General features: G+C 66.4%; 11 protein-coding genes. All 11 read left to right on the top strand.

The features are described from left to right. The first annotated feature begins 27 nt into the window (after positions 1 to 27). The 11 genes from N802_RS05420 (at position 28) to rplW (ending at position 13,058) form a co-directional block, all read left to right on the top strand. Entirely contained in the window at positions 28 to 3,918 is a 3,891-nt protein-coding gene (locus N802_RS05420) for a DNA-directed RNA polymerase subunit beta' (protein ID WP_035913346.1), read from the top strand. Positions 3,919 to 4,084: 166 nt separating this feature from the next. After that, a complete protein-coding gene (locus tag N802_RS05415) occupies positions 4,085 to 4,618 on the top strand; it encodes a GNAT family N-acetyltransferase (protein WP_156971293.1) in 534 nt (177 codons plus the stop codon). Positions 4,619 to 5,016: 398 nt separating this feature from the next. Then, complete coding sequence (gene rpsL, locus N802_RS05410) at positions 5,017 to 5,391, top strand: 30S ribosomal protein S12 (protein WP_035913344.1); 375 nt, start codon at positions 5,017 to 5,019, stop codon at positions 5,389 to 5,391. Next, positions 5,391 to 5,861, top strand: a complete 471-nt coding sequence (gene rpsG, locus N802_RS05405; RefSeq protein WP_035913340.1) for a 30S ribosomal protein S7 — start codon at positions 5,391 to 5,393, stop codon at positions 5,859 to 5,861. The genes rpsL and rpsG overlap by 1 nt, the downstream gene beginning before the upstream one ends. 153 nt (positions 5,862 to 6,014) lie before the next feature. Then, a complete protein-coding gene (gene fusA, locus N802_RS05400; protein WP_035913338.1) occupies positions 6,015 to 8,132 on the top strand; it encodes an elongation factor G in 2,118 nt (705 codons plus the stop codon). 137 nt (positions 8,133 to 8,269) lie between these two features. Beyond that, on the top strand, positions 8,270 to 9,466 hold the full coding sequence (gene tuf, locus N802_RS05395; protein WP_035913337.1) for an elongation factor Tu: 1,197 nt from the start codon (positions 8,270 to 8,272) through the stop codon (positions 9,464 to 9,466). Positions 9,467 to 9,945: 479 nt separating this feature from the next. Further along, a complete protein-coding gene (locus N802_RS05390) occupies positions 9,946 to 10,272 on the top strand; it encodes a hypothetical protein (protein ID WP_035913336.1) in 327 nt (108 codons plus the stop codon). Between the two features lie 483 nt (positions 10,273 to 10,755). Next, entirely contained in the window at positions 10,756 to 11,064 is a 309-nt protein-coding gene (rpsJ, locus tag N802_RS05385) for a 30S ribosomal protein S10 (RefSeq protein WP_009775966.1), read from the top strand. A gap of 10 nt (positions 11,065 to 11,074) precedes the next feature. Continuing rightward, on the top strand, positions 11,075 to 11,731 hold the full coding sequence (gene rplC, locus N802_RS05380) for a 50S ribosomal protein L3 (protein ID WP_035913333.1): 657 nt from the start codon (positions 11,075 to 11,077) through the stop codon (positions 11,729 to 11,731). Positions 11,732 to 11,736: 5 nt separating this feature from the next. Beyond that, complete coding sequence (rplD, locus tag N802_RS05375) at positions 11,737 to 12,753, top strand: 50S ribosomal protein L4, sunset domain variant (RefSeq protein ID WP_035913831.1); 1,017 nt, start codon at positions 11,737 to 11,739, stop codon at positions 12,751 to 12,753. Further along, positions 12,750 to 13,058 (top strand): 50S ribosomal protein L23, encoded by a 309-nt coding sequence (rplW, locus tag N802_RS05370; protein ID WP_035913332.1) that lies wholly within the window; start codon positions 12,750 to 12,752, stop codon positions 13,056 to 13,058. The genes rplD and rplW overlap by 4 nt, the downstream gene beginning before the upstream one ends. The last annotated feature ends 8 nt before the right edge of the window (positions 13,059 to 13,066 follow it).

Here is a 13,066-nt window from a genome sequence, read left to right as displayed (position 1 = left end):
AGCAAGAGACACGAGAGAAGGAACCACGTGCTCGACGTCAACTTCTTCGACGAACTGCGCATTGGCCTCGCCACCGCTGACTCCATCCGTGAGTGGAGCCACGGCGAGGTGAAGAAGCCCGAGACCATCAACTACCGCACCCTCAAGCCCGAGAAGGACGGCCTCTTCTGCGAGAAGATCTTCGGCCCGACCCGGGACTGGGAGTGCGCCTGTGGCAAGTACAAGCGCGTCCGCTTCAAGGGCATCATCTGTGAGCGCTGTGGCGTCGAGGTGACCCGTGCGGCCGTCCGCCGTGAGCGGATGGGCCACATCGAGCTGGCTGCCCCGGTCACCCACATCTGGTACTTCAAGGGCGTCCCGTCGCGCCTGGGCTACCTGCTCGACCTCGCGCCGAAGGACCTCGAGAAGGTCATCTACTTCGCCGCCTACATGATCACGAGCGTCGACGAGGACCAGCGTCACGCTGACCTGCCCTCGCTCGAGGCGCAGATCGAGGTCGAGAAGAAGGAGCTCGAGAACCGTCGCGACGCCGACGTGGACACGCGCGCCAAGAAGCTCGAGCAGGACATCGCCGCGCTCGAGGCCGAGGGCGCCAAGTCCGACGCCAAGCGCAAGGTCCGTGACTCCGCCGAGCGTGAGATGAACCAGATCCGCAAGCGTGCCGACGCTCAGGTCGAGCGTCTCGCGCAGGTGTGGGACCGGTTCAAGAACCTCAAGGTCCAGGACCTCGAGGGTGACGAGATCCTCTACCGCGAGATGCGTGACCGCTTCGGTCTGTACTTCGAGGGTGGCATGGGTGCCGCGGCGATCCAGAAGCGTCTGGAGTCGTTCGACCTCGAGGCCGAGGCCGAGCTCCTGCGCGAGATCATCGCCACCGGCAAGGGCCAGAAGAAGACCCGTGCGCTCAAGCGCCTCAAGGTCGTCTCCGCCTTCATGACGACGACGAACAAGCCGGCCGGCATGGTTCTCGACGCCGTCCCGGTCATCCCGCCGGACCTGCGCCCGATGGTGCAGCTCGACGGTGGCCGCTTCGCGACGTCGGACCTCAACGACCTCTACCGTCGCGTCATCAACCGCAACAACCGCCTCAAGCGACTGCTCGACCTCGGTGCGCCCGAGATCATCGTCAACAACGAGAAGCGGATGCTGCAGGAGGCCGTCGACAGCCTCTTCGACAACGGCCGTCGTGGTCGCCCGGTCACGGGCCCCGGCAACCGTCCGCTCAAGTCGCTGTCCGACATGCTCAAGGGCAAGCAGGGTCGGTTCCGTCAGAACCTCCTCGGCAAGCGCGTCGACTACTCCGGCCGTTCGGTCATCGTCGTCGGCCCGCAGCTCAAGCTGCACCAGTGCGGTCTGCCCAAGCAGATGGCGCTCGAGCTCTTCAAGCCGTTCGTGATGAAGCGCCTCGTCGACCTCGACCACGCGCAGAACATCAAGTCGGCCAAGCGCATGGTCGAGCGTCACCGTTCCGTCGTGTGGGACGTCCTCGAAGAGGTCATCACCGAGCACCCCGTGCTGCTCAACCGCGCACCCACCCTGCACCGCCTCGGCATCCAGGCCTTCGAGCCCCAGCTTGTCGAGGGCAAGGCCATCCAGATCCACCCGCTCGTCTGCACCGCCTTCAACGCGGACTTCGACGGTGACCAGATGGCCGTGCACGTGCCGCTCTCCGCGGAGGCGCAGGCCGAGGCCCGCATCCTCATGCTGTCGAGCAACAACATCCTCAAGCCGGCCGACGGCCGCCCCGTGACCATGCCCACCCAGGACATGATCATCGGTCTCTACCACCTCACGTCCGACGTCGAGGGCTCCGAGGGCGAGGGTCGGGTCTTCTCGACCGTGTCCGAGGCGCGCATGGCGTTCGACGCCGGTGAGATCAAGCTGGGCACGCCCGTCAAGATCCGCCTGCGCCACGTCGTCCCCAGCCCGGGGACCGAGTTGGCCGAGGGTGTCGAGGCCGACGCCGAGGGCTTCATCGAGACCTGGCTGCCGGAGACGACCCTGGGTCGCGCGCTCTTCAACGAGACGCTCCCCGAGGACTACCCCTACGTCAACGACCAGGTCGACAAGAAGCGTCTCTCGACGATCGTCAACGACCTCGCCGAGCGCTACAGCAAGGTGCAGGTTGCGGCCTCGCTCGACGCGCTCAAGGAGTACGGCTTCCACTGGGCCACCCGGTCCGGCACCACGGTCGCCATCTCCGATGTCGTGACCCCGCCGCGCAAGCTCGAGATCCTCGAGGGCTACGAGACCAAGGCCACCAAGGTCCAGACGCAGTACGAACGCGGTCTCATCACCGACGACGAGCGTCGCCAGGAGCTCATCGAGATCTGGACTCAGGCCACCAACGAGGTCGCCAAGGAGATGGAGGCCAACATTCCGGCCACCAACACCATCTTCCGCATGGTCTCCTCCGGTGCCCGAGGCAACTGGATGCAGCTGCGCCAGATCGCCGGTATGCGTGGCCTCGTGTCCAACCCGAAGGGTGACATCATCCCGCGACCGATCCGCGCGAACTTCCGCGAGGGTCTGTCCGTGCTCGAGTTCTTCATCTCGACGCACGGTTCGCGCAAGGGTCTGGCCGACACCGCTCTCCGTACGGCCGACTCGGGATACCTCACGCGTCGTCTCGTCGACGTGTCGCAGGACGTCATCATCCGCGAGGACGACTGTGGCACCGAGCGTGGCCTGCCCATGCCGATCGCCGCGACCGACGAGCGCACGGGCAACCGCACGGTCCACGACGACGTCGAGACCTCGGTCTACGCCCGCACGCTCGCCGAGGATGTCGTCAAGGACGGCGAGACGCTCGCAGAGGCCGGCATCGACCTCGGTGACCTCGTCATCGGCGCGCTCTTCGCCGCCGGCGTCGACAGCGTCAAGGTCCGCTCGGTCCTCACCTGCGACAGCAAGGTGGGCACGTGTGCGCTCTGCTACGGCCGTTCGCTCGCCACGGGCAAGCTCGTCGACATCGGCGAGGCCGTCGGCATCATCGCGGCCCAGTCGATCGGTGAGCCCGGTACCCAGCTGACGATGCGTACCTTCCACACCGGTGGTGTGGCCGGTGACGACATCACGCAGGGTCTGCCCCGTGTCGTCGAGCTCTTCGAGGCTCGCACCCCCAAGGGTGTCGCCCCGATCGCCGAGGCCAGTGGCCGGATCACGATCGAGGAGACCGACAAGGCTCGTCGCATCCTGCTCACGCCGGACGACGGCTCCGAGGAGCACGCCTACCCGGTGACCAAGCGTGCGCGTCTGCTCGTCTCCGATGGCCAGAGCGTCGAGGTCGGTACCCAGCTGACCGTCGGTTCGATCGACCCCAAGCAGGTCCTTCGCATCCTCGGCCCGCGCGCCGTCCAGATCCACCTGGTCGACGAGGTCCAGCACGTCTACCGCCAGCAGGGTGTGTCGATCCACGACAAGCACATCGAGGTCATCGTCCGGCAGATGCTCCGCCGGATCACGATCATCGAGGCCGGCAACGCCGACCTCCTGCCGGGCATGCTCGCCGAGCGTGGCCGCTTCGAGGACGAGAACCGTCGCGTCGTCGCCGAGGGTGGCACCCCTGCCTCGGGTCGTCCCGAGCTCATGGGTATCACCAAGGCGTCGCTCGCGACCGAGTCCTGGCTGTCCGCGGCCTCCTTCCAGGAGACCACCCGCGTCCTCACCGAGGCCGCGATGGAGGGCAAGTCCGACTCGCTGCTCGGCCTCAAGGAGAACGTCATCCTCGGAAAGCTCATCCCTGCCGGGACCGGGCTGTCGCGCTACCGCAACATCAATGTGGAGCCGACCGAGGAGGCCAAGGCCGCGATGTACTCGATGCCGAACTACGACGAGTTCGCCTACCCGGCCTTCGGCCCGGGTTCGGGCGAGGCCGTCCGGCTCGACGACACCGAGCTCGGTCTCGACCGGCTCTGATGCTCTGAGCTGAGCCTCTGAACGACAAGGGCGGGTATGCCGTGTGGTCACCACACGGCATACCCGCCCTTCGTCTGTCCCCGAGTTCCCTCGCAACGTCAGCGTCAATGGCTGCTAGAACGACCGTTGACACTGACGTTGCGAGTGGGGGTGAGAGGGTGGGCGCATGCGTGACGACATGATCATCCGGCGTGAGCGCCCCGAAGACTTCGCGGCGATCGCGGCCCTGCATGACGACGCGTTCCCTCGGGTCGACGGCGCGGCACGCTCGGTCGAGTCCGGTCTCGTCGACGAGCTCCGGGGCGACGGCGACGTCATCGACGAGCTCACGTTCGTTGCCGAACTCGACGGTGAGGTCGTGGGCCACGTGATGTGCTCCCTGGCGACCATGGGGGAGGAGCCCTCGGTGGGGCTGGGCCCGATCTCGGTGCGCCCCACCTTGCAACGGCAGGGGATTGGAGCCGCCCTCATGGCATCGGTCATCGCATCCGCGGAGCAGCGAGGCGATGCCGCCGTCGTCCTGCTGGGCGACCCGGACTACTACGGCTACTTCGGCTTCGTCGAGGCTGCCGCCCTGGGCGTGGGCTCGCCCGGCTCGTGGGAGTCGAAGTACTTCCAGATCAAGACCCTGCGTGCGTGGCGGCCCGAACAGGCGGGGCCGTTCCGCTACGCACCCGCGTTCGAGCGCCTCGACGATTGATCCACGTCACCAGGGCCCGTCTGTCGGGTGGTCTGTGACCTGTCGGGCTTCCTGGGGGTGGCGAATCGTCACGCAGCCCCCGAACGGTGGCGGCGTCGTCCGCAGGTGCGCTGGGAGGTGAGGTCGGCGCGATTTGGTGCGCTCACGGCATACCGGTATCGTTGAGAACCGTGTCTGGCTAGGACCAGAACACACGTGCCGAGCGCGAGAGCGCCAGGCCGCCCACCTCGTGCCGGGCGCCCCACACCACGACTGATTCGACACCGTCGATGAGGCCTGTAAAAGGGGAGTGCAGGGACGAGCAACCGGTGCGACACACCCGACCGCGGGGGTCGAGCGCCGGACACCTCAAGGAGTTGCAGCATCCGCTGTGACAACGACCAGACAAAGGAACCAGGTTGCCTACCATCAACCAGCTGGTGCGCAAGGGCCGGCAGGACAAGACCTCCAAGGTCTCCACTCCTGCCCTCAAGGGCTCGCCGCAGCGCCGCGGTGTGTGCACGCGCGTGTACACCACCACCCCCAAGAAGCCGAACTCCGCGCTCCGCAAGGTCGCGCGCGTCAAGCTCACCTCCGGCATCGAGGTCACGGCCTACATCCCCGGTGAGGGCCACAACCTCCAGGAGCACTCCATCGTGCTCGTCCGTGGTGGCCGTGTGAAGGACCTTCCCGGCGTCCGCTACAAGATCATCCGTGGCTCGCTCGACACCCAGGGTGTCAAGAACCGCAAGCAGGCTCGCAGCCGCTACGGCGCCAAGAAGGAGAAGAAGTAATGCCTCGTAAGGGCCCCGCTCCGAAGCGCCCCCTCGTCATCGACCCGGTCTACCAGAGCCCGCTCGTGACCCAGCTCGTCAACAAGATCCTCCTCGATGGCAAGAAGTCCATCGCCGAGACGATCGTCTATGGCGCCCTCGAGGGCTGCCGCGAGAAGACGGGCACGGACCCCGTGCTCACGCTCAAGCGTGCGCTCGACAACATCAAGCCGACCCTCGAGGTCAAGTCCCGCCGCGTCGGCGGTGCGACCTACCAGGTCCCGATCGAGGTCAAGCCCAACCGCGCCGTGACGCTGTCGCTGCGCTGGCTCGTGGGCTACTCGCGTCAGCGTCGTGAGAAGACGATGACCGAGCGCCTCATGAACGAGATCCTCGACGCCTCCAACGGCCTCGGCGCCGCTGTCAAGCGTCGCGAGGACACGCACAAGATGGCCGAGTCCAACCGGGCCTTCGCGCACTACCGCTGGTGATTTCCCGGTATGCCGGGTGCGCGCCTTGCGCACCCGGCATACCGAACCGCGGTCCTCAGACCGCACACCGCATGACAGCACCACCGCAGGACTGCACCACTGCAGGGCTGCACACCGCAGAACTTCCGCAACGAGCGAGATGAGAGAAACCGAGTGGCACTCGACGTCCTGACGGACCTGACGAAGGTCCGCAACATCGGCATCATGGCGCACATCGACGCCGGCAAGACGACGACGACGGAGCGCATCCTCTTCTACACCGGCGTCAACCACAAGATCGGTGAGACGCACGACGGCGCCTCCACGACCGACTGGATGGAGCAGGAGAAGGAGCGCGGCATCACGATCACGTCTGCCGCCGTGACCTCTTTCTGGAACAACAACCAGGTCAACATCATCGACACCCCCGGTCACGTCGACTTCACCGTTGAGGTTGAGCGCTCGCTGCGCGTCCTCGACGGTGCCGTTGCCGTGTTCGACGGCAAGGAGGGCGTCGAGCCCCAGTCCGAGACCGTGTGGCGTCAGGCCGACAAGTACGACGTCCCCCGCATCGCGTTCGTCAACAAGATGGACAAGCTCGGCGCGGACTTCTACTTCACCGTGCAGACGATCAAGGACCGCCTCGGTGCGGAGCCGCTCGTCATCCAGCTCCCCATCGGTGCCGAGAACGACTTCATCGGCGTCATCGACCTCGTCGAGATGCGCGCCCTCGTGTGGCCCGGCGACGCCAAGGGTGACGTGACCATGGGCGCCAAGTACGAAGTCCAGGAGATCCCCGCGGACCTCCAGGCCAAGGCCGAGGAGTACCGCCACCACCTCATCGAGCGTGTCGCCGAGTCCGACGACGAGCTCATGGAGAAGTACCTCAGCGGCGAGGAGCTCACGGTCGCCGAGATCAAGGCCGGCATCCGCCAGCTGACCGTCACCTCGGAGCTCTACCCGATCCTCTGTGGCTCGGCGTTCAAGAACCGTGGCGTTCAGCCGATGCTCGACGCGGTCGTCGACTACCTCCCCTCGCCGCTCGACGTTCCCGCCATGGTGGGACACAAGGCCGGCGACGAGACGGTCGAGATGACCCGCAAGCCGTCCAAGGACGAGCCCTTCTCCGCCCTCGCGTTCAAGGTTGCCGCGCACCCGTTCTTCGGCACGCTCACCTTCATCCGCGTCTACTCCGGTCGCATCGCCGCCGGCTCGCCGGTCGTCAACACGACCAAGGGCCGCAAGGAGCGCGTCGGCAAGCTCTTCCAGATGCACGCCAACAAGGAGAACCCGGTCGAGGAGGCCCTCGCGGGTCACATCTACGCCGCGATCGGCCTCAAGGACACCACCACCGGTGACACCCTGAGCGACCCGGACAACCAGATCGTCCTCGAGTCGATGTCGTTCCCCGACCCGGTCATCCAGGTCGCGATCGAGCCCAAGACCAAGGGTGACCAGGAGAAGCTCTCCACGGCCATCCAGAAGCTCTCGGCCGAGGACCCGACCTTCCAGGTCCACCTCGACGAGGACACGGGCCAGACGATCATCGCCGGCATGGGCGAGCTCCACCTCGACATCCTCGTCGACCGCATGAAGCGCGAGTTCAAGGTCGAGGCCAACGTCGGCAAGCCGCAGGTCGCCTACCGCGAGACCATCCGTCGCACGGTCGAGAAGCACGACTACACCCACAAGAAGCAGACCGGTGGATCCGGTCAGTTCGCCAAGGTGCAGATCAGCCTCGAGCCCCTCGACACCACCGAGGGTGGCGAGCTCTACGAGTTCGACAACAAGGTCACCGGTGGTCGCGTCCCGCGCGAGTACATCCCGTCGGTCGACGCCGGTATCCAGGACGCGATGCAGTACGGCGTGCTCGCCGGCTACCCGCTCGTGGGCATCAAGGCCTCGCTGCTCGATGGTGCCTACCACGACGTCGACTCCTCGGAGATGGCGTTCAAGATCGCTGGCTCGATGGCACTCAAGGAGGCCGTCCGCAAGGCCGACCCCGTGCTCCTCGAGCCGATGATGGCCGTTGAGGTGCGTACGCCCGAGGAGTACATGGGCGACGTCATCGGCGACATCAACTCGCGCCGTGGCCACATCCAGGCCATGGAGGACATCAGCGGTGCCAAGGTCGTCAAGGGCCTTGTCCCGCTGTCGGAGATGTTCGGTTACGTCGGCGACCTCCGGTCGAAGACGCAGGGCCGGGCGAACTACTCGATGGAGTTCGACTCCTACGCCGAGGTTCCCAAGTCCGTGGCCGAAGAGATCATCGCCAAGACCCGAGGCGAGTGACCGCTAGACTGGTCGCTGGTCCGGGTCTGGCACACGGCGCAAGCCACAGTTCCAGACCAACCACACCCCAAGTACGACGCCACGTCCTGCCAGGTCGTGAAGCGTTTCACCAAGAAGAGTCCTGAGGAGGACATCAAGTGGCGAAGGCAAAGTTCGAGCGGACCAAGCCGCACGTCAACATCGGCACCATTGGTCACATCGACCACGGTAAGACGACGCTGACGGCTGCGATCTCCAAGGTCCTGCACGACAAGTACCCGGACCTGAACCCGCAGTTCGCGTTCGACGACATCGACAAGGCGCCCGAGGAGAAGCAGCGCGGTATCACCATCTCCATCGCGCACATCGAGTACCAGACCGAGAAGCGTCACTACGCGCACGTTGACTGCCCCGGTCACGCGGACTACGTGAAGAACATGATCACGGGTGCGGCCCAGATGGACGGTGCGATTCTCGTCGTCGCCGCCACCGACGGCCCCATGCCGCAGACGAAGGAGCACATCATCCTGGCCCGCCAGGTTGGTGTCCCCTACATCGTCGTGGCGCTCAACAAGGCCGACATGGTCGAGGACGAGGAGCTCCTCGAGCTCGTCGAGATGGAGGTTCGTGAGCTCCTCTCGACCTACGAGTTCCCCGGCGACGACGTCCCCGTGGTGAAGGTCTCGGCGCTCAAGGCGCTCGAGGGCGACGCCGAGTGGGGCAACACGGTCATCGAGCTCATGGACGCGGTCGACGAGTCGATCCCGGAGCCCGAGCGCGACATCGACAAGCCGTTCCTCATGCCCGTCGAGGACGTCTTCACGATCACCGGTCGTGGCACCGTTGTCACCGGTCGTATCGAGCGCGGTGTCCTCAACGTGAACGAGGACGTCGAGATCGTCGGTATCCACGAGGGTCCCGCGACCAAGACCACGGTCACCGGCATCGAGATGTTCCGCAAGCTCCTCGACGAGGGTCGCGCTGGCGAGAACGTCGGCCTCCTCATCCGTGGCATCAAGCGCGAGGAGGTGGAGCGTGGCCAGGTCATCGTCAAGCCGGGCTCGATCACCCCGCACACGAACTTCGAGGCCAACGTTGTCATCCTCTCCAAGGACGAGGGCGGCCGTCACACGCCGTTCTACGACAACTACCGCCCGCAGTTCTACTTCCGCACCACGGACGTCACCGGCGTCGTCACGCTGCCCGAGGGCACCGAGATGGTCATGCCCGGTGACAACACCGAGATGTCGGTCGAGCTCATCCAGCCGATCGCCATGGAAGAGGGCCTCAAGTTCGCCATCCGTGAGGGTGGCCGGACCGTCGGCGCCGGTCGCGTCACCAAGATCACCAAGTGATCTGACTGACCGACTGCGTCACTGACGCACTCGAGAAGGGCCCCGTCTGCTTCGGCAGGCGGGGCCCTTCCGCATGCCGCGGCTGGTGCCAGCCGTGCACAGCCTCGTCGCAGGGGCGAGGTGCGGCATCCTGCCTCTATGCCGATCCGTTCCTGGGGTGACCTCATGCCCGCGTCCGCGCGCGAGGGGGAGTGGATCGCGCCCTTGCTCGGCACGTGGGGGACCGTGGGCGCGGTCGTCGGCGAGACCTTCGATGCGTATGCCGTCATTCCTCACGTCGCGCTCGAGCCTGGGGACGTGCCTGATGAAGATCTCCCGCGGCAGCTGTCTTCGGCTCTGCGAGGTGCCATCGGCGACGATGCGGGTCCGTGCGTGGCGGGCCTGTGGGAGGGGTACGGCGGGCTCTTCGGCGTGGGCGCCGTGACCTTCGATCTTGCCACCGGCGAGCAGTCGCCAGTGCCTGCGGCCTTCCCCCAGAGGTGGAGGAACTGCCTCGACTTCAGCTGCCTCACCGTGGCTACCTGCTGTTCGAGGCCACCATCGACGATCTGGACGTTCTGGACGTGCCCCACCAGCGGTGGGGCCTGTCTCCCGACCTCTTCTGGCCGACCTCACGCGAGTGGCTCGTGGGAGGTGACACGGACCTGGTCGCAACGTTCGTCGGCGGGCCAGATGCGTTGGTGGACCGGGTTCTCGAGCGGTTGCCGGGTGCGGCGGCGGTCCAACCGAGTGACCAACTGACCGTCTGGGACGAGTGGGCCCTGTCGCAGGCACGTCGGCCTTCGCCTGACGGCGGAACGGACTGACCGGTCCACGACAGGTTCGGTCAGGAGACGCCACGATTCGAACGGGAGGACCGCCGAAGGGCGGGGAAGCGCGAAGGTGAGCGGACGGCATACGTCACGGCTTTGGGCAGGAAACTCGCCACGGCGACGCGCCATCTGTGCCGGTATGCCGTGCCTCGCCACCTCGATTTGGTAGGTCGCCCTCCGCTCTGGCACACTTGGCGGGTTGCTTGGTGCGGATGTGCGTCCCCTCGACCTCTCGAGAGATGCGCGGCCGCCACTGCTCGTGACAACACACCGAACCGGCCAGGCGCCGGGGCGACACACGGCAGGCCCAAGGCAAACCCGGTTCACCGGAAGTTTCGAACCATCCGACGGTACGACGCAGGAATGCGTATGCCATCGGGCCGCGGAGCGGGCGCGACACGCCCGACCTCGGGGGTCGGAGCCGGGACCGGCACATGACAGAAGTAAGAAGACGGCGAGAGAGAGACGGAAGCCAAGATGGCGGGACAGAAGATCCGCATCCGCTTGAAGTCGTATGACCACGAGGTCATCGACAACTCGGCGCGGAAGATCGTCGACACGGTGACCCGTGCCGGCGCGACGGTGGTCGGCCCTGTGCCGCTGCCCACGGAGAAGAACGTCTTCGTGGTCATCCGTTCGCCGCACAAGTACAAGGACAGCCGCGAGCACTTCGAGATGCGCACCCACAAGCGCCTCATCGACATCATCGACCCGACGCCCAAGGCTGTCGACTCGTTGATGCGACTCGATCTGCCGGCTGACGTCAACATCGAGATCAAGCTCTGAGGGTTGACTGATGACTGACATTGCTACCAAGACCGTGAAGGGTGTGCTGGGCAAGAAGCTCGGCATGACCCAGGTGTGGGACGCCGACAACCGGCTCGTCCCCGTCACCGTCATCGAGGCCGGCCCCTGCGTCGTCACGCAGGTGCGCAACGCCGAGACCGATGGCTACAGCGCCGTGCAGATCGCCTTCGGTGCGATCGACCCGCGCAAGGTGACCAAGCCGCTCACCGGCCACTTCGAGAAGGCCGGCGTCACGCCGCGCCGTCACCTCGTCGAGCTCCGCACCGCGGACGCTGCCGAGTACTCGCTGGGTCAGGAGCTCACCGCCGAGACGTTCGAGGCCGGTCAGGCCGTCGACGTCTCCGGCACCACCAAGGGCAAGGGCTTCGCCGGTGTCATGAAGCGTCACGGCTTCCACGGCGTCTCGTCCTCCCACGGTGCACACAAGAACCACCGCAAGCCGGGCTCCATCGGTGGCTGCGCCACCCCGGGTCGTGTCTTCAAGGGCATGCGCATGGCCGGCCGCATGGGTGGCGTGCGCCAGACCACCCAGAACCTCACGATCCACGCCGTGGACGCCGAGAAGGGCCTGCTGCTCGTCAAGGGCGCCGTCCCCGGTCCCCGCGGTGCGGTTGTGCTCGTTCGCAACGCCGTGAAGGGAGCGTGACCTCGATGACCGCACAGATCGTCAAGGCCGACCTGCCCGCCGAGATCTTCGACGTGCAGACCAACGTCCCGCTCATCCACCAGGTCGTCGTCGCCCAGCTCGCCGCCGCGCGCCAGGGCACGCACTCGACCAAGTCCCGCGGCGAGGTCCGCGGTGGTGGACGCAAGCCGCACCGCCAGAAAGGCACCGGCCGCGCCCGTGCGGGCTCGACCCGCGCGCCGCACTGGACCGGCGGTGGCGTCGTCCACGGCCCCACGCCGCGTGACTACTCGCAGCGCACCCCCAAGAAGATGAAGGCTGCCGCCCTGCGCGGTGCCCTCTCCGACCGGGCGCGTCACGGCCGTATCCACGTCGTGGCCTCGCTCGTCCAGGGTGACGCCCCCTCGACCAAGGAAGCCGTTTCGCTGCTCTCGGGTCTGACCGAGCGCGCGAACCTCCTGGTCGTGCTCGACCGCAGCGACGTCGTGTCGATGAAGTCGGTTCGCAACCTGGACCACGTCCACGTCATCGCGGTCGACCAGCTCAACACCTACGACGTCCTCTGCGCCGACGACGTGGTCTTCACCCAGGCCGCGCTCGACACGTTCGTTGCCGGTCCGGTCGCCAAGACCCAGGCCGCCGACGTCAAGGTCGAGGTTGTCGAGGCCGCCGCCGAGAAGCCGGCCAAGGCCGCGAAGGCGCCGAAGGCCGACAAGGCTGAGAAGCCGGCCAAGGCTGAGAAGCCGGCCAAGGTCGTCGAGGCCGAGGCCGAGGCCGAGGCCGAGGTCACCGAGGCTCCGGCCGAGGACGCCGCTGAGGGCTTCGGCCCCGACAGCCACGCCAAGCTCGAGGACGGTTCCGCTCCCGAGGGCTTCGACGTCAAGGGCAACAAGGACTCGATGAAGTACCACGTGCCCGGTTCGCGCTGGTACGACGCCACTGAGGCCGAGGTCTGGTTCCGCAGCGCGGACGCCGCCAAGGCCGCCGGGTTTGTCCCCGCCGGTGGCGAGGCCGCCCAGCAGATCTCCGAGGAGGAGAAGTGAGCTCCGCAATCACGGGTAAGGACCCCCGCGACATCCTGATCGCACCGGTCGTCTCCGAGAAGTCCTACGGACTCCTCGACGAGGGCAAGTACACGTTCATCGTGGACCCGCGTGCCAACAAGACCGAGATCAAGATCGCCGTGGAGAACATCTTCGGCGTCAAGGTCGACTCGGTCCACACGCTGAACCGCAAGGGCAAGACGCGTCGTACGCGCTTTGGCCTGGGCAAGCGCAAGGACACCAAGCGCGCGATCGTCACCCTCCGCGAGGGCACGATCGACATCTTCGGCAGCGCCGGCGCCTGAGAGACGAC

The sequence above is a fragment of the Knoellia sinensis KCTC 19936 genome, assembly GCF_000768705.1.
Lineage (GTDB): Bacteria > Actinomycetota > Actinomycetes > Actinomycetales > Dermatophilaceae > Knoellia > Knoellia sinensis.
Note: the sequence above shows the minus strand (reverse complement) of the source record. Positions and strands in the feature narration are given on the sequence as shown.

What these genes read in the sequence shown, in the direction of transcription:
- N802_RS05415 (WP_156971293.1), top strand. Translation starts at nt 4,085, where the DNA reads ATGCGTGACGACATGATCATCCGGCGTGAGCGCCCCGAAGACTTCGCG.
- rpsG (WP_035913340.1), top strand. Translation starts at nt 5,391, where the DNA reads ATGCCTCGTAAGGGCCCCGCTCCGAAGCGCCCCCTCGTCATCGACCCG.
- rpsJ (WP_009775966.1), top strand. Translation starts at nt 10,756, where the DNA reads ATGGCGGGACAGAAGATCCGCATCCGCTTGAAGTCGTATGACCACGAG.
- rplC (WP_035913333.1), top strand. Translation starts at nt 11,075, where the DNA reads ATGACTGACATTGCTACCAAGACCGTGAAGGGTGTGCTGGGCAAGAAG.
- rplD (WP_035913831.1), top strand. Translation starts at nt 11,737, where the DNA reads ATGACCGCACAGATCGTCAAGGCCGACCTGCCCGCCGAGATCTTCGAC.